This window comes from Sphaerotilus sulfidivorans, assembly GCF_013426975.1.
Lineage (GTDB): Bacteria > Pseudomonadota > Gammaproteobacteria > Burkholderiales > Burkholderiaceae_C > Sphaerotilus > Sphaerotilus sulfidivorans.
In genome coordinates, this window is sequence record NZ_JACCPY010000011.1 from 40,092 (window position 1) to 59,620 (window position 19,529).

Genomic DNA, 19,529 nt, shown 5'->3' on the forward strand with positions numbered 1-19,529 from the left:
GGTAAGGAGGGTTCAGGAGGGCAACTTGGTGCTGAGGGCCTGCGCCATCGCGCGCAGGATCAGCCAGCAGGAGGTGGCGCCGGCGTCGAGCACGCCGATCGAGCGCGCGCCCAGCCGCGCCGAGCGGCCGATGCGGGCCTGCAGGTTCTTGGTGCTGTCCTTGCCGGCTTCGGCCGCGGCGCTCATGGCCTGCAGCGCGGCGGCGAAGGTGCTGCCGCCGGCCAGCGCCTCGCGGTAGGCCGCCAGCGCCGGCACCAGCGTGTCGATCAGCGTCTTGTCGCCGACCTGCGCGTTGCCCATGCCCTGCACATTGGCCACCGCCGCGGCCAGCGCGTCGCCGAACAGCGCCGCGTCCATCTGCGGCTGGCCGTCGAGCGTGTCGACGAAGCCGAGGAAGAAGCGGCCATAGAGCGGCCCCATCGAGCCGCCGATGTCGTCCATCAGCGCCTTGGCGAGCTGCTCGAAGGCGGCCGGCAGCGCTGCGGCCTGCGCGCCCAGCGCGTCCAGCCGCGTGCCGCAGCCGGTGAAGCCCTTGGCCATGTTGATGCCGTGGTCGCCGTCGCCGATCAGGCCGTCGATCTCGGAGAGGAACTGGCGGTGCTCGACGATGGTGGCGATCAGCGCGCGCACCACGTCGCCGCTGGTGCTCAGGTCGACGGCCGGTCCGCTGATCGTGCGGGCGGCGACGGTGCGGGCGATGTTCTCGCCCTGCGCGGCGGCGGTGCGCTCGCCCGCAGCGGCCGCGTTGGCGCTGAAGTCGCGCGCGGTGCGCTCGCCCGTCACCGTCAGGCCGACCGAGCGGCACGGCGCCTTCAGCAGAGTCTCCAGCTCGTCGTCGAGCTGCATGACGGTCAGCGTCACGCCCATCATCTCCAGCGAGCTGAACAGGTTGCCGACGAAGCTGACCGCCACCGTGATGCCGCGCTCGCGCAGGCGCTTCTCGACCTCGCCGTAGAGGATGTACTGCTCCATCAGCGGCGTGGCGCCCAGGCCGCTGATCAGCACCGCGACCCGGTTGCCGGCCACGAAGGGCAGATCCGGCACGACGATGTCCAGCATCATCTCGGCCATCTCGGCGGCGCTGACGGTGGCGCGCACGTCGATGCCCGGCTCGCCGTGGTGGCCGATGCCGACCTCCATCGTGCCGTGCTCGATGTGGAAGTTGGCGTGGCCGACCGCCGGGATCACGCAGGCCGACAGGCCGATGCCGACCGAGCGGGTGCGGTCGATGGCCTTCTGCGCCGCCGTGATCACCTCGTCGAGGCTGGCGCCGGTATCGGCCTTGGCGCTGCCGACCTTCCACATCAGGATCTCGCCGGCGACGCCGCGGCGCTTGGCCTCGTCGCCTTTCGGGGCCGAGGCCACGTCGTCGTTGGCCACCACGGCACGCACCGTGATGCCTTCGCGCGCGGCCATGCCGGCGGCCATCTTCACGTTCATGTTGTCGCCGGCATAGTTGCCGTACAGGCAGGCCACGCCGGCGCCGCCGTCGGCCGCGCGCATCGCGTCCATGAAGCTCTTGGCGGTAGGCGACGAGAAGATCTCGCCGACCGCCACCGCATCCACCAGGCCGTCGCCGACGTAGCCCAGGAAGGCCGGCTCGTGGCCCGAGCCGCCGCCGGTGACGATGCCGACCTTGCCGCGCTCGGGCGCCTGCACCCGCTGCACGACGCGCGGGTTGTCGGCGCTGGCACGCACGGTGTCGGCATGCGCGGCCAGCCAGCCGACCAGCATGTCCTCGACGACGAGTTCGGGCTGATTGATGACGCGGTTCATCGACATGAGGGAAGTCTCCTGGGAAGGCGTGAATTCGAATCGGTTTGCGTACAGGTCTGCACAAAGGTCTGCGCAAATGTAATAACCATTGATCTAATGCGCAACCCGGAATTCCCCATGCCATCGATACGCTCATGCAGATCCCGGTGCGTTCGTCAGAAATCAGGCCTATCACGCCCGAAAGACCGGCGACATGGCGCCGACCCTCGGTTAATCATTCGATCATGCGCTTGACATTCGCTCATTGCATGTGAGCCAATAACCGTGCACTGAGCAAATGACCGGGCCTCGGCCCTCAGGAGACTTCCATGAAGATCGCGATCGGCTGCGACGAGGCAGCCTGGGACATGAAGCAGGCGATCGGCGCCGAACTGCGCCGCCAAGGCCATGAGGTGATCGACCACGGCACGCACGACGGCGCGCCGGTGCTCTATCCGGACATCGCCGTGGCGGTGGCCGAAGGCGTGGCACGCGGCGAGGCCGAGCGCGGCCTGCTGTTCTGCGGCACCGGCATCGGCATGGCGATCTCGGCCAACAAGGTGCCGGGCATCCGCGCCGCGCAGGCGCACGACACCTACTCGGCCGAGCGCGCCAGCAAGAGCAACGACGCGCAGATCATCACCATCGGCGCGCGCGTGGTGGGGCTGGAGCTGGCCAAGGCGATCGTGCAGGCCTTCATCGGCAGCCGCTTCGAGCCGCGCTCGCTGCCCAAGATCGAGGCGCTGGCGGCGCACGAGACCCGGCTGCGCGGCAGCGCCTGCTGAGCGCATCCGCGCAGTGCCGCCAGCGACGCTCTCGCCCGGCCGCACAATCACGGCCATGAGCACCCGCGCCCCCAGTCCGTCCCCAGCCCCCGGCCCTTCCAGCTTTTCCGCCGCGTCCTCCTCGACCTCGATGAGCACCGAGGAGCTGACCCGCATCGCCACGCTCTACTACGTCGACGGCCAGACGCAGGAGGAGCTCTCGCGTCGCTTCGGCATCAGCCGCGCCACCGTCGGGCGCATGCTGAAGAAGGCGCAGGATCTGGGCATCGTCGAGATCCGGGTGCAGCACCATCCTTCGCTCACGGTCGATCTGGAGCGCGAGCTGGTGCGCCGCTTCGGCATCAGCCGCGCGCTGCTGTCGGTCGACCATGCCGATGCCGAGAAGCAGCGCGCGCTGCTGGCCGCGCTGGTGGCCACCTGGCTGGACCGCAACCTCAGCGACGGCGCGATCGTGGCGGTCGGCATGGGCCGCAACGTCAGCGCGGTCAGCGAGCACGCGATGCCGGCCACGCGCCGGGCGGCGACCTTCGTCTGCGCCATCGGCGGCAGCTACCGCGGCGGCGAGACGATGAACCCCGACCACATCTGCCGCCGGCTGGCCGCGCGCTTCGGCGGCGAGAGCGAGACGCTCTACGCGCCGGCGATGGTCGACGACATCACGCTGCGCGCCGCGCTGCTGGAGAACGACACCGTGCGCCAGACGCTGGACAAGGCGCGTCGCGCCGACATCGCGCTGGTGGGCATCGGCGACATGAGCGAGGACAGCAACATGGTGCGCATGGGCTGGTTCAGCGCGCAGGAGATCACCGAGGCCAAGCGCCAGGGCATCGTCGGCGACGTGATGGGCTATGACTTCATCGACATCCACGGCCGCTCGGCGATGGGGCCGATCCAGGGCCGGGTGGTCGGCCTGAGCACCCAGGACCTGACGCGCATTCCCAACGTCATCGCGATCGCCGGCGAATCGAGCAAGACCACCGCGATCCTGGGCGCGCTGCGCACCGGCACGATCAACACGCTGGCCACCACCGCCACCAACGCGATGGCGGTGCTGCATCTGGACGACGCGACCCGGCGCTGAAGTCCGCAGACCCGGCCACCCGGCCGGGATGTCCGCATCCGGGGCCGTCGGCCTGTCATCATTCATTCAAATATTTCCACCATAATGGAATTATGGAAGATGAAGAAGTCGTTCGCCTGCTGGCCGCGCTGGCCCAGCCCCACCGCCTGCGGGCCTTTCGGGCCCTGGTCGTCGCCGGACCCGAGGGACTGACGCCGGGCGTGCTGGCCGAGCAGCTCGGCCTGCCGGCCGCCACGCTGTCCTTCCACCTGAAGGAAATGCTCCATGCCGGCCTGATCGGCTGCACCCGCGACGGGCGTCATCTGATCTATCGGGCCGACTTCGTGCGCATGAACACGCTGCTCGCCTTCCTGAGCGCCAACTGCTGTGCTGGCCAGCCCTGCGGGCTGACCGCTCCGTCCTGCAACTGCTGAGGTCCGATCGCCATGTCCGAACGCATCCACAACATCCTGTTTCTCTGCACCGGCAATTCCGCCCGCTCCATCCTGGCCGAGGCGCTGATGAACCAGCTCGGCCGCGAGCGCGGCTTCCGTGCCTTCTCGGCCGGCAGCCATCCGCGCGGCAGCGTGCATCCGGCCGCGCTGGAGCTGCTCGCATCGCGCGGCCTGCCCACCGAGGGACTGCGCAGCAAGGGCTGGGAGGAATTCGCCGCGCCCGACGCGCCCGCGCTGGACTTCGTGTTCACCGTCTGCGACCAGGCCGCCGGCGAGGTCTGCCCGGTCTGGCCAGGCCAGCCGGTGACCGCGCACTGGGGCCAGCCGGATCCGGCAGCCGTCAGCGCGCCGGAGGCCGCGGTGCGCAAGGCCTTCCTGGATGCCTTCGTGACGCTGCAGCGCCGCATCGAGCTGATGCTGGCCCTGCCGCTGCAGCGGCTCGACGCGCTGTCGCTGCGCCGCGAGGTCGACCGCATCGGCCAGCAGTGAAGCCAGCAGCGAAGGCCGCATGAACCAGCCCCCCCGAGAAGATCACCGCCCATGACCACCCACGTTCTCATCCTCTGCACCCACAACTCGGCCCGCAGCGTGCTGTCCGAGGCCATGCTCAACCACTGGGCGCGCCAGCTCGGCCGCGACGTGCGCGCGCACAGCGCCGGCAGCAGCCCGAGCGGTCGCATCAACCCGCATGCGCTGCAGGTGCTCGAGGCCGCCGGCATCGACACCGCCGGCACCCGCAGCAAGTCCTGGGACGAGTTCGCCGCACCGGGCGCGCCCGAGATGCGCATCGTCATCACCGTCTGCGACAGCGCCGCCGCCGAGACCTGCCCGTACTGGCCCGGCAGTCCGGTCAAGATCCACTGGGGCTACCCCGACCCGTCCAACGCGCCCGAGGACCAGAAGGCGCAGGCCTTCGAGCTGACCCGCCAGGCCATCGGCTACCGGATGCTGCAGCTGCTTCAGCTGCCGCTGGAAACGATGGACAACGCCGCGCTGCAGACGGCACTCGACGCCATCTGGCGCAGCTGAAGCGGGGCGGGCACGCGATGAAGGCTCCTGTCACGAACGCACAGCGCCTGTTCGGCGAGCTGCTGGGCACCGCGCTGCTGCTGGCCGTCGTCATCGGCTCGGGGCTGATGGCCGAGCGGCTGTCCGGCGGCAATGTCGCGGTGGCGCTGCTGGCCAACACGCTGGCCACCGTCGGCGGCCTGTACATCCTGATCGAGGTCTTCGGGCCGGTCAGCGGCGCGCACTTCAATCCGGCGGTCTCGCTGGCGATGGCGCTGCGCGGCGAGCTGCCCTGGGCGCGGCTGGCCGGCTATGTGCCGGCGCAGCTGCTCGGCGCGGCGCTGGGCGCGGTGCTGGCGCATGCGATGTTCGACCTGCCGCTGCTGCAGGTCTCGGCCAAGCTGCGCACCGGCACCGGCCAGTGGATCGCCGAGGCCGTGGCCACCGCCGGGCTGCTGCTGGTGATCCTGCGCGCGCCGCAGGCCCGGGTCGCGGCGATGGTGGCGGCCTACATCGGCGCGGCCTACTGGTTCACCGCCTCGACCTCCTTCGCCAATCCGGCGGCAGTCTTCGGGCGCATGTTCAGCGACAGCTTCGCCGGCATCGCGCCGGCCAGCGCCCCGGCCTTCATGCTGGCCGAGGTGCTGGGGGCCGGCCTGGGCCTGCTGCTGCACCGCGCGCTGGGCCGCCCGGTTTGCGCATGATCAAGGTCCCGCGGGACTTCCGGCGCCACCATGACCCGGAAGAACCCGTGGGGGCATTTCCTCACTGACTGAAAAGGACAAGCGCGATGAGCCGACTGGAAGTGTTCGAACCCGCGATGTGCTGCCCCACCGGCGTGTGCGGCATCGACGTCGATCCGGTGCTGGTGCAGTTCAACGCCGACCTGAAGGCGCTGGAGGCCAGCGGCGTGACGGTCAGCCGCCACAGCCTGAGCCATGATGCGGCTGCCTTCGCCGCGCAGCCGCTGGTGCTGCGCGAGATCGAGGCCGGCATGGACCGGCTGCCGGTGGTGATGCTCGACGGCCTGATCCTCTCGACCGGCCTGTACCCGACGCTGGCGCAGATGCAGCAGCGCATCGCCCGGACCGCGGCGCTGGCGGCCAAGCCGCGCATCAAGCTCGGCAGCGGCGGCGACTGCGGCTGCGCCCCGGGCCAGTGCTGCTGAGGCCGGCCATGCTGCCCCGTCTCCACACGCGCCACCTCTTCTTCACCGGCAAGGGCGGCGTGGGCAAGACCTCGCTGGCCTCGGCCTGCGCGGTGCAGCTGGCCGAGACCGGCCGGCGCGTCTTGCTGGTCAGCACCGATCCGGCCTCCAACCTCGACGAGGTGCTGGAGACGCGGCTGTCGGACACGCCCACCCCGGTGGCCGGGGTGCCGGGCCTGTCGGCGCTGAACATCGATCCGGAAGCGGCCGCGGCCGCCTACCGCGAGCGCATGGTCGGCCCCTACCGCAGCCTGCTGCCCGAGGCGGCGATCCGCAGCATGGAGGAGCAGTTCTCTGGTGGCTGCACCGTCGAGATCGCGGCCTTCGACGCCTTCGCGGCGCTCCTGGCCGGCACCGGCGTGGCCGGCGACTTCGACCATGTCGTGTTCGACACCGCGCCGACCGGCCACACGCTGCGGCTGCTGACGCTGCCCTCGGCCTGGAGCGAGTTCCTGTCGACCAACACCACCGGCACCTCCTGCCTGGGGCCGCTGGCCGGGCTGGAGCACAACCGCTCGATCTACGCCGCTGCGGTCGCGGCGCTGACCGATGCCGCGGTGACCACCGTCGTGCTGGTGGCTCGCCCCGAGACCGCCGCGCTGCGCGAGGCCGAGCGCAGCCGCCACGAGCTGGCCGAGCTGGGCGTGGCCAACCAGGTGCTGGCGATCAACGGCCTGTTCGATGCCTCTTCGGAGGATCCGGTCGCTCAGGCGATGGCGCGGCGCCACCGGGACGCGCTCGCGGCCCTGCCTGCCGGTCTCGCGGCGCTGCCGCGCAGCTGCACCGGCTTCATCGCCCGCGGTCTGGTCGGGCTGGAGGCGCTGCGAGCGCTGCTGCATCCGGCGCCCCGCTCTTCCCTCGCGACCGCATCGACCCCGGACATGCCGGCCCTCGCGCTGCCGCCCGGGCTGGCCCCGCTGGTCGACGACATCGAGCGTGCCGGCCACGGCCTGGTGATGACGATGGGCAAGGGCGGCGTCGGCAAGACCACGGTGGCGGCGGCGGTGGCGGTGGCGCTGGCCGCGCGTGGCCACCGGGTGCTGCTGTCGACCACCGACCCGGCCGCGCATCTGGCCTGGTCGCTGGACGAGGCGGTGCCGGGCCTGACGGTGCAGCGCATCGACCCGACCATCGAGGTCGCGCGCCATCGCGACGAGGTGCTTGCGCGCGCCGGCGCCGGGCTCGATCCGTCGGCACGCGCGATGCTCGAAGAAGACCTGCGCTCGCCCTGCACCGAGGAGATCGCCGTCTTTCGCGCCTTCGCCGCGACGGTGGCGCAGGCCGCGCACGGCTTCGTGGTGCTCGACACCGCGCCGACCGGCCACACCGTGCTGCTGATGGACTCGGCCGAGGCCTATCACCGCGAGGTCGGCCGCACCCGCGGCGACCTGCCCGAGGCGGTGGTGAACCTGCTGCCGCGCCTGCGCGATCCGGAATTCACCCGGGTGCTGGTGGTCACGCTGGCCGAGGCCACGCCGGTGCACGAGGCCGAGCGGCTGCAGGACGACCTGCGCCGCGCCGGCATCGAGCCCTTCGCCTGGGTGATCGAGCAGAGCCTGCTGGCCAGCGGCACCACCGATCCGGTGCTGGCCGAGCGGGGCCGCTGCGAGCGCCCGTGGGTGCAGCAGGTGATGGCGACGGACGCCCGGCGCTGCGCGCTGCTGGCCTGGCAGGCGCGACCGCCGGTGGGCGCGCAGGCGCTGCGCGAGCTGGCCGGACGCTGAAGGCTCGGTCGATTCAGCCCTGCTGCAGCAGCGCGGCGATCCCTGCACGCGCGATCTGGGCGTCCTCGGTCGACTTCACGCCGCTGACGCCGACCGCGCCGACGCAGTGGCCATCCACCAGCACCGGCACGCCGCCCTCGAGCAGGCCGTCCAGGCCCGGAACCGACAGGAAGGCGGTACGGCCCTGGTTGATCATCTGCTCGACGCCGAGCGTCTCGCGGCGCATCAGCGCGGCGGTGCGGGCCTTGGCCTGGGCGATCTGGGCAGAAGCCGGCGTGGCGCCGGGGCGGCGCACGAAGGCCATCAGGTGGCCGCCGTCATCGCAGACCGCCAGGGAGACCGCCCAGTCATTGCGGGCGGCTTCGGCCTCGGCGGCCAGCAGCAGGGTCATCGCATCGTCACGGGTCAGTGCAGGGCGCTGAATCACGGCAGTCCTTGTCAGAAAAAATTAAAAGTGCATGCACTTTAGACCAGAACGCCGTGGACCGGGGCAGCGGGGTCATCAGGCGAGCACCGGCGCCGCCCTGAGCATCAGATCCACCAGATGCTCCGCCGCCGGCGTCAGCGGCAGGTCGGTGCGGTGCACCAGCACGATGTCGGGCGCGGGCAGCGCCTCGGCGACCTCGATGACCTGCAGCGCCTCGCCGACCGGCGAGTAGTCGCGCCACTGTCGCGGCAGCATGGCCAGCAGGTCGGTGCTGGCCAGCGCGACCATCAGCGACAGCGCACTGCCGGCCTGCAGCTGGATGCGCGGCGCCGGCAGCCCGTGACAGGCGAACAGCGCCGCCAGATCATCCTCGGCGCGGTAGTCGATCGAGGGCGTGGCCCAGTCCAGCCCTGCCAGTTCGGCCAGCGAGCGTGCATGGCGATGCGGATGGCCGCGCCGCGCCACCACCGCGCGCTGGTTCTGGAACAGCGTGCGCACCGTCAGCCCCGGGCCCGGCGGCTTCTGGGGCGAGGCGCCCAGATAGAAGTCGATCCGGCCCTCGCGCAGCGCACCTTCGAGCGCCGGAAAAAGCCCTTCGATCAGCTGCAGCCGCACGCCCGGATGGCGGCGCCGGAAGGCCGGCAGCGCCGAGGGCAGCATGCCCACATGCGGCATGATCGACAGCGCCGCCACCACCGTGCCGCCGCCATCGCCATGCGCCTGCCGCAGTTCGTCGCGGGCGCGCTCCAGGTCGCGCACGACCTGATGCACCCGGCGGTGAAAGGCCAGCCCGGCCGGGGTCAGCGTCATGCCGCGCGGCCCGCGCTCGAACAGCGGCGCGCCCAGCTCCTGTTCCAGCGCCCGCACGCTGCGGGTCAGCAGCGGCTGGGCCATGCCGAGATGGCGGGCGGCCGCCCTCAGGCTGCCGTGGTCGACGATCGCGATCAGGTCGCGCAGCTGGGCCAGCTTCATCCGGTGTCTCGTGCGTCTTGTCTTCAGTGATGCCTGGAATGTATCGCTCGGATTTTTCTGCGATCTTCCCGGTTATCCCTGAGCGACGGAACATGCCCCTCAGGCACCCGCCGAGGTGCCACCCCCATGACCCGGCCGACGGACCGGGCGACTCAGGAGACAGACATGGTGCAAAGACGCAGGATGCTGATGCAGGCCGCGGCGCTGGGTGCGGCGATCTGCAGCCCGGCCGCCCGGGCGCAGGCAGACTATCCCAACCGACCGGTGCGGCTGATCGTTCCGGCCGGTCCGGGCTCGGCGCCCGATGTGGTAGCGCGGCTGGTGGCCGAGCGGCTCGGCGCGCTGTGGGGCCGGGTGCTGATCGTCGACAACCGGCCCGGCGCCGGCGGCATTCCCGGCATGTCGGCGCTGGCGCGCAGCACGCCCGACGGCTACACGCTGGGCTTCGTGCCGGCGGCGATGGCCGTCATCACCCCGCTGCTGTTCCGCCAGCCGCAGTTCAGCCTCGACAGCGACCTGGTGCCGGTGGCGACGCTGGCCACCAGCCCGCTGCTGCTGGTCACGCCCGCCGCCAGCGGCGTGCGCACGCTGGGCGAATTCGCCAAGGCCAGCCAGGCCAAGGGCGGGCGGGCCAACTTCGCCGCGCCCCAGACCGGCTCGCTGCCGCATCTGGCCGGCGAGATGGTCAACCGGATCGGCCGCATGAACCTGTTCACCGTGCCCTATCCGGCGCCGCCGGCCGCGGTCAGCGCGGTGCTCTCGGGCGATGCGGAGCTGACCGCCGACGGTGTGCCGGGCCTGCTGCCGCACATCCGCTCGGGCCGGCTGCGTGCGCTGGCGGTGACCTCGGCACAGCGCCTTCCGGGCTTCGAGGACATCCCGACCGTCGCCGAGACCTATCCCGGCTTCGAGGCGATCGGCTGGTTCTCGCTGTTCGCGCCGACCGGCACGCCCGACGAGATCGTCCAGCGGGTCAATCGCGATGCGGCCCGGGTGATGCAGGCGCCCGACCTGATCGCCCGCCTGGCGGAGATGGGCATCTATCCGCGCACCGGCAGCACCGCCGAGACCGGCGAGTTCGTCACCGCCCAGCGCCAGGTGATGAAGCGCTTCGTCGCCGAGCTGGGCCTGAAGCCGCAGTAGCGCCAGCCCCGCGCGCCCCACGCGCGCGCCACGACACCGAGCTGCCTCCGGCGCCACCACGGCGCCGGAGCGGCGACTCACGCCCCTGCTCCTGCCGATCGCAGGACCTTCCGAGGAGATCCCTGATGAACCGAACTGCATCCGACACACCGACCCCGGCGCGCCGCAAGGCGCTCGTCACCGGCGGCGCCACCGGCATCGGCCGCAGCGCCGTGCTGGCCCTGGCCCGCGCCGGCTTCGACGTGGCCATCGTCTACGGCAGCTCGGCCGCCGCCGCCCAGGCCACCGCCGCCGAGGCCCGGACCGCCGGCGCCCGGACCCTGCTGCTGCAGTGCGACGTGAGCGACGAGACGGCGGTGCGCCGCACCCTGGCCGCCGTGGCCGAGGCCTTCGGCCACCTGGACGCGCTGGTCAACAACGCCGGCACCACCGCCAGCTGGAAGATGCGCGACCTGGAGAGCCTGGACCTGGCCGAGTGGGACCGCACCTTCGCGGTGAACGTGCGCGGCACCTTCCAGGTCAGCCGCGCTGCCGTGCCCCTGCTGCGCAAGTGCAAGGACGCCGGCGGCAGCCCGGCCATCGTCAACACCGCCAGCATCGTCGGCCTGCGCCCGGGGCCGCAGCCTCTGCCCTACGCGGCCAGCAAGGCCGCAGTGGTCAACCTCACCAAGACCCTGGCCTGGAACCTGGGCCCGCACATCCGCGTCAACGCGGTGGCGCCGGGCTGGATGGAGGGCGACTGGATGGAGCGCATGCTGGGCGAGAAGTACGACGAGCTGATGGGCCACCGCGCCAAGGCCACGCCCCTGAAGCGCTGCGTGACCGCCGACGACGTGGCCGAGGTGATGCTGAACCTGCTCACCGCCAACCGCTTCGTCACCGGCGAGGTGGTGGTGATCGACGGCGGCTTCACCGCCAGCACCTGAGGAGCACGCCATGCTCGAAGGCTTCGTTCCCTTTCCCCCCGAGTTCGCCGCGCGCTATCGCGAGCAGGGCTACTGGCGCGACCAGAGCCTGGCGCAGGAGTTCGCCGGCGTGTTCCAGCGCTTTGCCCCCCGCACCGCGCTGATCGACGGCGAGCGCCGCTGGAGCTACGCCGAGCTGGACGCGGCCAGCGACAACCTGGCGCTGAACCTGCTGGACCTGGGCCTGCGTCCGCTCGACCGGGTGGTGCCGACGCTGCCCAATGTGGCGGAGTTCGTGATCCTCTACTTCGCGCTGCAGAAGATCGGCTGCATTCCGATTGCCGCGCTGGTGACGCACCGCTTCGCGGAGATCAGCCAGTTCACCCGGCTGGCGCAGGCGCGCTGCGCGGTCTATCCGGCCTCGGTGCGCGAGGGCGGCGCGGAGTTCCGCTTCGCGCCGGTCATCGAGCGGGTGCAGGCCGAGAACGCCTGCCTGCAGATCCGCCTGGTGCTGGGCGAGGCCGGCCCGGGCGAGCATGGGCTGGCCGAGCTGATCGCGCGACCCGCCCGCCGGCCGCGCAGCGCGCTGGCCGAGATCCGCATCGATCCGGCCGATCCCTGCATCTTCCAGCTCTCGGGCGGCACCACCGGCATCCCGAAGCTGATTCCGCGCACCGGCAACGACTACGCCTACAACTCCAAGGTGGCCGCCGAGGTGGCCGGCGTCACCCAGGATTCGGTGCTGCTGCTGGTGCTGCCGATCGCGCACAACCTGCCGCTGGCCTGCCCGGGCATCCAGGGCTTCCTGTTCCAGGGCGCCACCGTGGTGCTGCACGCCAGCACCCGGCCCGAGCCGATGTTCCAGCTCATCGAGCGCCACGGCGTGACGCACCTGAAGGTGGTGCCGGCGCTCTTGATCCGGCTGATCAACGACCCGGCCATCGGCGACTACGACCTCGGCTCGGTGCAGCAGATCCAGAGCGGCGGCCAGCGCATGCAGCCCGAGGTGCGCATCCGCACCCGTCAGCTCTTCCGCAACGCCTTCGTGCAGGAGAACTTCGGCATGAGCGAGGGGCTGCTGATGTTCGTGCGCCGGGGCGACCCCGAGGAGGTGCTGCTGGAGACCTGCGGCCGCCCGGTCTGCCCGGACGACGAGGTGCGGCTGATCGACGACGAGGGCGCCGAGGTGCCCGACGGCGAGGTGGGCGAGCTGGCCTGCCGCGGTCCCTACACGCTGCGCGGCTACTTCGGCGTGCCCGAGTACAACGCGCGCCAGTTCACGCCGGACGGTTTCTACCGCTCGGGCGACCTGATGCGCCGCCACCCGTCCGGCAACTACATCGTCGAGGGCCGCAAGAAGGACCTGATCAACCGTGGCGGCGAGAAGATCAGCGCCGAGGAGGTCGAGAACCTCATCCTGCAGCACCCGGCGGTGCAGAACGTCGCCTGCGTGCCCATGCCCGACCCGATGCTGGGCGAGCGCATGTGCGCCTTCGTCATCGCCCGCGCCGGCCAGCGCCTGACGCTGCCCGAGCTGACCGGCTTCCTGCAGGCGCGCGAGATCGCGCGCTTCAAGCTGCCCGAGCGGCTGGAGCTGCTGCCCGACTTTCCCGTCTCCACCTTCGGCAAGGTGTCCAAGAAGGCGCTGGGCGAGCACATCGCCCGCGTCCTGGCCGAAGAGACCGCCGCACAAGGCGTCCCGCATCCCGTCAAGGAGTGAATCATGCGCATCATCGACCTGCACTGCTATCCCGGCACCCAACGCTGGATCGACGCCCAGGGCCCTTACCCCGCCGAGCTGGCGCGCTACTGGAAGCGTGAATGGGTGGCCAAGTCGGAGGACGACGTGATCGCCGAGTTCGCCCAGCACGACGTGCAGGCCTGCCTGGTGGCGCTGGATCTGGAGACCACCGTCGCCACCCCGCCGTGCGACAACGACTACGTGCACGGCATCTGGAAGCGCCATCCCGAGCGCATCCTTCAGTGCTGGGGCGCGGTGGAGCCCGCCAAGGGCGAGATCGCCATCCGCCAGGTCAGGCACGCGGTGCAGGAACTGGGCTTCATCGGCTTCCATTTCCACCCGATCATGCAGCACTTCGCGGTGAACGACCGCCGCTACTACCCGCTGTTCGAGGAGATCGACGCGCTGGGCGCAGCGGTGATGATCGATGTGGGCACCACCGGCATGGGCGCGGGCATGCCCGGCGGCCACGGCGCGCGCATCCGCCATGCCCACCCCGGCGCCATCGACGACCTGGCCGCCGACTTCCCCGACCTCAAGATCATCATGGCCCACCCCGGCTGGCCCTGGGTGGAGGAGACCACCGCCGTGGCGCTGCACAAGGGCAATGTGTACTGGGAGATGTCGGGCTGGGCGCCCAAGCACTTTCCCGGCAACCTGAAGACCGACATCCGCGGCCGCCTGCAGGACAAGATCATGTTCGGCAGCGACTACCCCAGCCTGCCCTACGAGCGCATCTTCCGCGAGTGGCAGGAGCTGGGCTACAGCGACAGCGTGATGGAGAAGGTCATGTATGGCAACGCCGAGCGCGTGCTGGGGCTGTGAACGTGAAAGCGGCTTCGTCCATCATGCTGGCGTCGGTGCTCCTGTCGGCGTGCGGAGGCAGCGAACCCGAGCCGTCACCCGAGCCAGCGACGGTGACACCCTATGTCGCGTCACGCGACACGGTGGCGGTCGCGGGGGGAACGGTGGCTGCTGCGGCCGACTCGTCCCGCTCGCTGCGCATCTTTCGTGCGATTCCCTTCGCCGCGCCGCCTGTGGGCGATCTGCGCTGGCGAGTGCCCCAACCGGTCGTGGCCTGGACCGGCGTGCGGCGCAGCGACAACTTTTCCGCAGCCTGCCTGATGGGTGACCGCCCGGCGGGTCGCGTCGGCTCGATCCTCTATCAGCAGACCGAGTCGCAGAGCGAGGACTGCCTGTATCTCAACGTCTGGACCGGCGCGGCATCCGCCGACGAGAAGCGGCCGGTGATGGTGCTGCTGCACGGCGGGGCCTACCAGCTGGGGGCAGGCTCCCAGCCCAACTACAACGGCAAAGGGCTGGCCGCCAAGGGTGCCGTCGTGGTGACGATGAACTACCGACTGGGACCGCTGGGTTTTCTGGCCCATCCGGAACTCACGGCCGAAGCGGGCAGCTCGGGGAACTACGCCTTGCACGATGCGGTGGCAGCGCTGAAATGGGTGCGGGACCACATCGCCGCCTTCGGGGGTGATCCCGACAACGTCACCGTGTTCAGCGAATCGGCCGGCAGCGCGATGGCCAGCGTGCTCTACGCTTCGCCGCTGGCTGCGGGGCTGTTCCACAAGCTGATGCTGGGAAGCCTTGCCGCCTTGCCCGCGGGCACCTCCATGCCCACGCTGGCGCAGGCGCAGGCGGCCGGTGCGGCTTTCGCGGCCAGCCTCGGTGCATCTGACCTGGCGGCACTGCGCTCCAGGCCTGCTGCTGCGATCATGGCCGGCGCCGGCGCCATCACGGCGCCCATCGTCGATGGCGTGCTGCTGCCCGATCAGCTCGACCTGCTGCTGAAGTCCGGCACCGTCAACGCCGTGCCGCTGCTGGCGGGCTGGAACGCCGACGAAGGCACGCCCTACCCGCCTTTCGCGACCACGCTGGCCGGATACGAAAGCACGGCGGCTGCGCGCTTCGGCAGCTTGGCCGCCGATTTCAAGGCCGTCTACCCGGCCACCAGCGACGCCGAAGTCCGGGCCATGGCCTACCAGCCGATGCGTGACGGAACCTTCGCGTGGAATGTCTGGACCTTCGCTCGAGCCCACGCCGCACGGGCCCAGGCACCGGCCTATCTGTACTTCTTCACCCGGCGCCCGGCCTACCACGCCGACCAGTCATTCACCGGCCAGAGCCCGGCTGAACGGTTTGGCGCCTACCACTCGCTCGAGCAGGTGTACTTCTACGACAACCTCGATGTGAGTGCACCGACGCGCGCCTACACGGAGGTGGACCGGCGCATCGCCAGCATCGCCTCGAGCTACCTGGTGAACTTCGCCCGCACGGGCGATCCCAACGGCGGCGGCCTGCCCCCATGGCCTCGCTTCACCGGACCGGCCAGCGCCACGATGGAGATCGGCGACACCATCGCACCGGTGGCTGTGCCCTTCCAGGACAAGCTGGCCTTCTGGGACCGCTACTACACGGCCACGCTCGGGCGCGGCCTGCCTTTCTGAACGAGAAAGCCTCTGCACCATGCAAAACGTCTACCTCTGCGACGGCCTGCGCACGCCCATCGGCCGCTACGCCGGCGCACTCAGCGGCGTGCGCACCGACGACCTGGCCGCCGTGCCCCTGCAGGCCCTGATGGCACGCCACCCCGGCCTGGACTGGGCCGCGCTGGAGGAGGTGAGCTACGGCTGCGTCAACCAGGCCGGCGAGGACAACCGCAACGTGGCCCGCATGGCCACGCTGCTGGCCGGCCTGCCGGTGAGCGTGGCCGCCAGCACCGTCAACCGCCTGTGCGGCTCGGGGCTGGACGCGGTGGGCGGCATCGCCCGCGCCATCGCGTGCGGCGCGCTGGATCTGGCGGTGGCCGGCGGGGTGGAGAGCATGAGCCGCGCCCCGCTGGTCATGCCCAAAGCCACCAGCGCCTTCTCGCGCCAGGCCGAGGTGGCCGACAGCACCATCGGCTGGCGCTTCGTCAACCCGCGCATGGTGGCGCTGCACGGCGTCGACAGCATGGGCGAGACGGCCGAGAACGTGGCCCGGGAGCACGGCGTCAACCGTGCCGATCAGGATGCCTTCGCGCTGCGCAGCCAGCAGCGCGCCGCCGCCGCCCAGGCCGCCGGCTGGCTGGCGGCCGAGATCACCCCGGTGCCGGTGCCCGGCCGCCGCGGCGACATCACCTGGGTCAGCGTGGACGAGCACCCCCGCCCGCAGACCACCGCCGAGGAGCTGGCGCGGCTGAAGCCCGCCTTCCGCGACGGCGGCAGCGTCACCGCCGGCAACAGCTCGGGCGTGAACGACGGCGCCGCCGCGCTGCTGCTGGCCAGCGAGGCCGGCGCGGCCCGCCACGGCCTGACGCCCCGCGCCCGCGTGCTGGGCCTGGCCACCGCCGGCGTGGCGCCGCGCGTCATGGGCATCGGCCCGGTGCCGGCGGTGCGCAAGCTGCTGGCGCAGACCGGCCTGACGCTGGCCGACTTCGACCTGATCGAGCTGAACGAGGCCTTCGCGGCCCAGGGCCTGGCCGTGCTGCGCGGCCTGGGTCTGCCCGACGACGGCGACTTCATCAACCCGCAGGGCGGCGCCATCGCCTTCGGCCATCCGCTGGGCATGAGCGGCGTGCGCCTGGTGCTCACCGCCCTGCACCAGCTCGAGCGCAGCGGCGGCCGCCGCGCCCTGTGCACCATGTGCGTGGGCGTGGGGCAGGGCATCGCGCTGGCCATCGAGCGGGTGTGAGCCCGCTTTTTCCCGATCGCTCCTGAAAGAACCCATGACCGACGCACCCCTGCTGCTTCAGCGCCGTGGCGCCATCGCCTGGCTCACGCTCAACCGCCCGGCCACCCGCAATGCCTTGAGCGGCGACGACCTGTTCAGCGCCTTCGAGACGGTGCTGGCCGAGATCGACGCCGACCCCACGCTGCGCGTGGCGGTGCTCACCGGCGCGGGCAGCGCCTTCTGTGCCGGCGGCAACGTCGCCGAGATGCGCGACCGCCAGGGCATGTTCGCCGGCCCGCCGGCCGAGATCACCGCCCGCTACCGCCAGGGCATCCAGCGCATTCCCCGGGCGCTGGCGCGGCTGGGCCTGCCGATCATCGCGGCGGTCAACGGCCCGGCCATCGGCGCGGGCAACGACCTGGCCTGCCTGTGCGACCTGCGCATCGCCAGCAGCGCGGCGCGCTTTGCCGAGAGCTTCGTCAAGGTGGGCATCGTGCCGGGCGACGGCGGCTGCTGGCTGCTGCCCCGGGTGGTGGGCTGGTCCAAGGCGGCCGAGATGGCGCTGACCGGCGACACCCTGGACGCGGCCGAGGCGCTGCGCATCGGCCTGGTCTCGCAGGTGGTGGCGCCCGAGGCGCTGGAAGACGCCGCCCTGGCCCTGGCCCAGCGCGTGGCTGCCAACCCGCCCCAGGTGCTGCGCTGGACCAAGCGCCTGCTGTGGCAGGCCCGCAGCGGCACGCTGGACGAGGCGCTGGACGCCGCCGGCCAGTTCCAGGGCCTGGCCCACCACACGGCCGACCACCGCGAGGCCCTGGCCGCCTTCTTCGAGAAGCGCCCGCCGGTGTTCACCGGCGCCGGCATGGCCCCGCAGGAGGGCGCATGAACGCCGCCACCGTGAATGCGACGCCGCCCGTGCTGCAGATCGAGCACCCCAGCCCCGGCGTGCGCCTCATCCGCCTGCACCGGCCCGAGGTGCTCAACGCCTTGAACCTGCGCCTGCGCCATGCCCTGGCCGAGGCCTTCACCCAGGCCGATGCCGACGAGGCCGTGCGCGCCGTGGTGCTGGCCGGCAGCCCGCGCGCCTTCTGCGCCGGCGCCGACCTGAACGAGTATCGCCAGGCCACGCCCGCCGAGATCGTCGAGCGCGGCATGGGCCGGCTCTGGGACGCCATCGCCCAGTGCCGCAAGCCGGTGATCGCCGCGGTGTGCGGCCATGCGCTGGGCGGCGGCTGCGAGCTGGCCCTGCATGCCGATCTGATCATCGCCGGCACCGGAGCGCGCTTCGGCCAGCCCGAGGTCCGCATCGGCCTGATGCCCGGCGGAGGCGCCACCCAGCGCCTGACCCGCGCGGTGGGCAAGTTCCAGGCGATGCGGCTTCTGCTGCTGGGCGAGCCGATCGCGGCCGACGAGGCGCTGCGCCTGGGGCTGGTGTCGGAGGTGGTGGCCGACGATCAGGTCGAGCCGCGGGCGCTGGAGCTGGCCGCCCGGCTGGCCAGCGGTCCCGCTGCAGTGCAGACGCTCATCAAGGAGACGGTGATCGCCAGCATGAACCTGCCGCTGCAGCAGGGGCTGGAGCTGGAGCGGCGCGCCTTCGCGCTGGCCTTCGCCTGGCCGGACCGGGCCGAGGGCATCGCCGCACGGCTGGAGCGGCGCGAGCCGTGCTGGTCACACCGGAACGGCGCGGGCTGAACCACTCTGGCGCGCTGCTCAGCGCGAAGACGCCACATCCGGCCAGCGGAGTCAGACAGCACAACTGCGGCCACCCACGCGTCCAACGTCACCGACCCGATGAGAGTCTGATGACCAGCGCAGTGCAGGTGCATCGCGGCTTTGCCCAGGCACGGCTGCAGTGCGCCGGATGTCTCCTGACTCAGAACAGCTGAGACAGAAACACCAGACTGCGCCCCTGCGCCAGCACCGCGCTGGCCGGGTCGTGCGCGGCGCGGGCCCAGCAGTTGAAGCCGTGCTGCGCCTGAGGGTAGTCGTGGAACTCGGTCTGCGCGGCGGCGGGTGCGCAAGTCATGGCCGTGCGCACCGCGGCCACCGCGTCGGGCGGAATGCTCGGGTCGTGGCCGGCGTGGTGGAACTGCACCGGCACGGTGATGCGCGCGGCCAGCGCGGCAAGATCCGGCTGCGCGGCGATGCCGCCGCCGTAGTAGCAGACCACCGCGTCCACCCCGCACAGCGCCGCCGCAGCGAAGGCCAGCCGCCCGCCCATGCAGTAGCCGAGGGCGCCGATGCGACCGGTACATTCCGGCATCGCGCGCAGCGCTGCCAGCGCCACGGCCATGTCGGCCACCGCCTGCTCGCGGCTCAAGCCGCGCATCAGCGTCAGCGCACGCTCGCGGTCCTCGCCGACGTAGCCCAGCTCGACCCGTGTCGCCTGGCGCCGGAACAGGTCGGGCGCGATCACCACGAAGCCGGACTGCGCGTACTGCTCGGCCACGGCGCGGATATGCGCGTTGACGCCGAAGATCTCCTGCAGCAGCAGCAGACCGGGGCCGCGGCCGGCCGGCGGCAGCGCGACGAAGGCGTCCAGCGAGCCGTCCTCGGCGGGCAGGCTTGTCCAGCGGGTGGTGCAGGGGCTCATCAGAAGAATTCCTTGATCGGTCGGGAAAGAACCCGAGGCTAGCCGAGATCGGGCTGACCGGCAGACCGCGCACCCGCCCTGGGACGATCTC

General features: G+C 71.5%; 20 protein-coding genes. 16 read left to right on the top strand and 4 right to left on the bottom strand.

Annotated features, from left to right (window positions below; translation table 11 throughout):
- Positions 1–12 precede the first annotated feature (12 nt).
- A complete protein-coding gene (dhaL, locus tag HZU84_RS08985; protein ID WP_149505678.1) occupies positions 13–1,782 on the bottom strand; it encodes a dihydroxyacetone kinase subunit DhaL in 1,770 nt (589 codons plus the stop codon).
- Between the two features lie 302 nt (positions 1,783–2,084).
- Between dhaL and HZU84_RS08990 the strand changes: the two genes are divergently transcribed.
- The 8 genes from HZU84_RS08990 to arsA all read left to right on the top strand — a co-directional run bounded on the left by HZU84_RS08990 (position 2,085) and on the right by arsA (position 7,994).
- Positions 2,085–2,540, top strand: coding sequence for an RpiB/LacA/LacB family sugar-phosphate isomerase (locus tag HZU84_RS08990; protein WP_149505677.1), 456 nt, complete (start codon positions 2,085–2,087; stop codon positions 2,538–2,540).
- 130 nt (positions 2,541–2,670) lie between these two features.
- Complete coding sequence (locus HZU84_RS08995) at positions 2,671–3,621, top strand: sugar-binding transcriptional regulator (RefSeq protein ID WP_149505760.1); 951 nt, start codon at positions 2,671–2,673, stop codon at positions 3,619–3,621.
- Positions 3,622–3,713: 92 nt separating this feature from the next.
- Entirely contained in the window at positions 3,714–4,034 is a 321-nt protein-coding gene (locus tag HZU84_RS09000; RefSeq protein ID WP_149505676.1) for an ArsR/SmtB family transcription factor, read from the top strand.
- A gap of 12 nt (positions 4,035–4,046) precedes the next feature.
- Positions 4,047–4,544, top strand: coding sequence for an arsenate reductase ArsC (locus tag HZU84_RS09005; RefSeq protein ID WP_149505675.1), 498 nt, complete (start codon positions 4,047–4,049; stop codon positions 4,542–4,544).
- Between the two features lie 51 nt (positions 4,545–4,595).
- Positions 4,596–5,084, top strand: a complete 489-nt coding sequence (locus tag HZU84_RS09010) for an arsenate reductase ArsC (protein WP_149505674.1) — start codon at positions 4,596–4,598, stop codon at positions 5,082–5,084.
- 17 nt (positions 5,085–5,101) lie between these two features.
- Positions 5,102–5,767: an aquaporin gene (locus tag HZU84_RS09015; protein WP_149505673.1), complete on the top strand. Its 666-nt coding sequence runs from the start codon at positions 5,102–5,104 to the stop codon at positions 5,765–5,767.
- A gap of 86 nt (positions 5,768–5,853) precedes the next feature.
- Complete coding sequence (gene arsD / locus HZU84_RS09020) at positions 5,854–6,231, top strand: arsenite efflux transporter metallochaperone ArsD (RefSeq protein ID WP_149505672.1); 378 nt, start codon at positions 5,854–5,856, stop codon at positions 6,229–6,231.
- An 8-nt stretch (positions 6,232–6,239) separates the two neighbouring features.
- The gene (gene arsA / locus HZU84_RS09025; protein ID WP_149505671.1) at positions 6,240–7,994 is read left to right on the top strand and encodes an arsenical pump-driving ATPase; all 1,755 of its coding nucleotides are present in this window, start codon (positions 6,240–6,242) and stop codon (positions 7,992–7,994) included.
- A 13-nt stretch (positions 7,995–8,007) separates the two neighbouring features.
- Here arsA and HZU84_RS09030 read toward each other — a convergent pair whose 3' ends face one another.
- Complete coding sequence (locus HZU84_RS09030) at positions 8,008–8,421, bottom strand: GlcG/HbpS family heme-binding protein (RefSeq protein ID WP_149505670.1); 414 nt, start codon at positions 8,419–8,421, stop codon at positions 8,008–8,010.
- 75 nt (positions 8,422–8,496) lie between these two features.
- Positions 8,497–9,393: a LysR substrate-binding domain-containing protein gene (locus HZU84_RS09035; RefSeq protein WP_149505669.1), complete on the bottom strand. Its 897-nt coding sequence runs from the start codon at positions 9,391–9,393 to the stop codon at positions 8,497–8,499.
- A 165-nt stretch (positions 9,394–9,558) separates the two neighbouring features.
- On the opposite strand from HZU84_RS09035, the gene HZU84_RS09040 reads away from it, so the two are divergent.
- The 8 genes from HZU84_RS09040 (at position 9,559) to HZU84_RS09075 (ending at position 18,537) form a co-directional block, all read left to right on the top strand.
- A complete protein-coding gene (locus HZU84_RS09040) occupies positions 9,559–10,536 on the top strand; it encodes a Bug family tripartite tricarboxylate transporter substrate binding protein (RefSeq protein WP_180692863.1) in 978 nt (325 codons plus the stop codon).
- Positions 10,537–10,661: 125 nt separating this feature from the next.
- A complete protein-coding gene (locus tag HZU84_RS09045) occupies positions 10,662–11,462 on the top strand; it encodes an SDR family NAD(P)-dependent oxidoreductase (protein WP_149505667.1) in 801 nt (266 codons plus the stop codon).
- Positions 11,463–11,472: 10 nt separating this feature from the next.
- Positions 11,473–13,161 (top strand): (2,3-dihydroxybenzoyl)adenylate synthase, encoded by a 1,689-nt coding sequence (locus HZU84_RS09050; protein ID WP_149505666.1) that lies wholly within the window; start codon positions 11,473–11,475, stop codon positions 13,159–13,161.
- A 3-nt stretch (positions 13,162–13,164) separates the two neighbouring features.
- Positions 13,165–14,007, top strand: a complete 843-nt coding sequence (locus HZU84_RS09055) for an amidohydrolase family protein (protein WP_149505665.1) — start codon at positions 13,165–13,167, stop codon at positions 14,005–14,007.
- A gap of 23 nt (positions 14,008–14,030) precedes the next feature.
- Complete coding sequence (locus HZU84_RS09060; RefSeq protein ID WP_149505664.1) at positions 14,031–15,644, top strand: carboxylesterase/lipase family protein; 1,614 nt, start codon at positions 14,031–14,033, stop codon at positions 15,642–15,644.
- A gap of 19 nt (positions 15,645–15,663) precedes the next feature.
- The gene (gene pcaF, locus HZU84_RS09065) at positions 15,664–16,869 is read left to right on the top strand and encodes a 3-oxoadipyl-CoA thiolase (protein ID WP_149505663.1); all 1,206 of its coding nucleotides are present in this window, start codon (positions 15,664–15,666) and stop codon (positions 16,867–16,869) included.
- Between the two features lie 34 nt (positions 16,870–16,903).
- Positions 16,904–17,731 (top strand): crotonase/enoyl-CoA hydratase family protein, encoded by an 828-nt coding sequence (locus tag HZU84_RS09070; protein ID WP_149505662.1) that lies wholly within the window; start codon positions 16,904–16,906, stop codon positions 17,729–17,731.
- Entirely contained in the window at positions 17,728–18,537 is an 810-nt protein-coding gene (locus tag HZU84_RS09075; protein ID WP_149505661.1) for an enoyl-CoA hydratase-related protein, read from the top strand. Before HZU84_RS09070 ends, HZU84_RS09075 begins: the two co-directional genes overlap by 4 nt.
- Positions 18,538–18,718: 181 nt before the next feature.
- Here HZU84_RS09075 and HZU84_RS09080 read toward each other — a convergent pair whose 3' ends face one another.
- Positions 18,719–19,438: a dienelactone hydrolase family protein gene (locus HZU84_RS09080; RefSeq protein WP_149505660.1), complete on the bottom strand. Its 720-nt coding sequence runs from the start codon at positions 19,436–19,438 to the stop codon at positions 18,719–18,721.
- Positions 19,439–19,529 lie beyond the last annotated feature (91 nt).

Coding starts and splice junctions, on each gene's coding strand:
- dhaL (WP_149505678.1), bottom strand. CDS start 1,782: ATGTCGATGAACCGCGTCATCAATCAGCCCGAACTCGTCGTCGAGGAC.
- HZU84_RS08990 (WP_149505677.1), top strand. CDS start 2,085: ATGAAGATCGCGATCGGCTGCGACGAGGCAGCCTGGGACATGAAGCAG.
- HZU84_RS08995 (WP_149505760.1), top strand. CDS start 2,671: ATGAGCACCGAGGAGCTGACCCGCATCGCCACGCTCTACTACGTCGAC.
- HZU84_RS09000 (WP_149505676.1), top strand. CDS start 3,714: ATGGAAGATGAAGAAGTCGTTCGCCTGCTGGCCGCGCTGGCCCAGCCC.
- HZU84_RS09005 (WP_149505675.1), top strand. CDS start 4,047: ATGTCCGAACGCATCCACAACATCCTGTTTCTCTGCACCGGCAATTCC.
- HZU84_RS09010 (WP_149505674.1), top strand. CDS start 4,596: ATGACCACCCACGTTCTCATCCTCTGCACCCACAACTCGGCCCGCAGC.
- HZU84_RS09015 (WP_149505673.1), top strand. CDS start 5,102: ATGAAGGCTCCTGTCACGAACGCACAGCGCCTGTTCGGCGAGCTGCTG.
- arsD (WP_149505672.1), top strand. CDS start 5,854: ATGAGCCGACTGGAAGTGTTCGAACCCGCGATGTGCTGCCCCACCGGC.
- arsA (WP_149505671.1), top strand. CDS start 6,240: ATGCTGCCCCGTCTCCACACGCGCCACCTCTTCTTCACCGGCAAGGGC.
- HZU84_RS09035 (WP_149505669.1), bottom strand. CDS start 9,393: ATGAAGCTGGCCCAGCTGCGCGACCTGATCGCGATCGTCGACCACGGC.
- HZU84_RS09040 (WP_180692863.1), top strand. CDS start 9,559: ATGGTGCAAAGACGCAGGATGCTGATGCAGGCCGCGGCGCTGGGTGCG.
- HZU84_RS09045 (WP_149505667.1), top strand. CDS start 10,662: ATGAACCGAACTGCATCCGACACACCGACCCCGGCGCGCCGCAAGGCG.
- HZU84_RS09050 (WP_149505666.1), top strand. CDS start 11,473: ATGCTCGAAGGCTTCGTTCCCTTTCCCCCCGAGTTCGCCGCGCGCTAT.
- HZU84_RS09055 (WP_149505665.1), top strand. CDS start 13,165: ATGCGCATCATCGACCTGCACTGCTATCCCGGCACCCAACGCTGGATC.
- HZU84_RS09060 (WP_149505664.1), top strand. CDS start 14,031: ATGCTGGCGTCGGTGCTCCTGTCGGCGTGCGGAGGCAGCGAACCCGAG.
- pcaF (WP_149505663.1), top strand. CDS start 15,664: ATGCAAAACGTCTACCTCTGCGACGGCCTGCGCACGCCCATCGGCCGC.
- HZU84_RS09070 (WP_149505662.1), top strand. CDS start 16,904: ATGACCGACGCACCCCTGCTGCTTCAGCGCCGTGGCGCCATCGCCTGG.
- HZU84_RS09075 (WP_149505661.1), top strand. CDS start 17,728: ATGAACGCCGCCACCGTGAATGCGACGCCGCCCGTGCTGCAGATCGAG.
- HZU84_RS09080 (WP_149505660.1), bottom strand. CDS start 19,438: ATGAGCCCCTGCACCACCCGCTGGACAAGCCTGCCCGCCGAGGACGGC.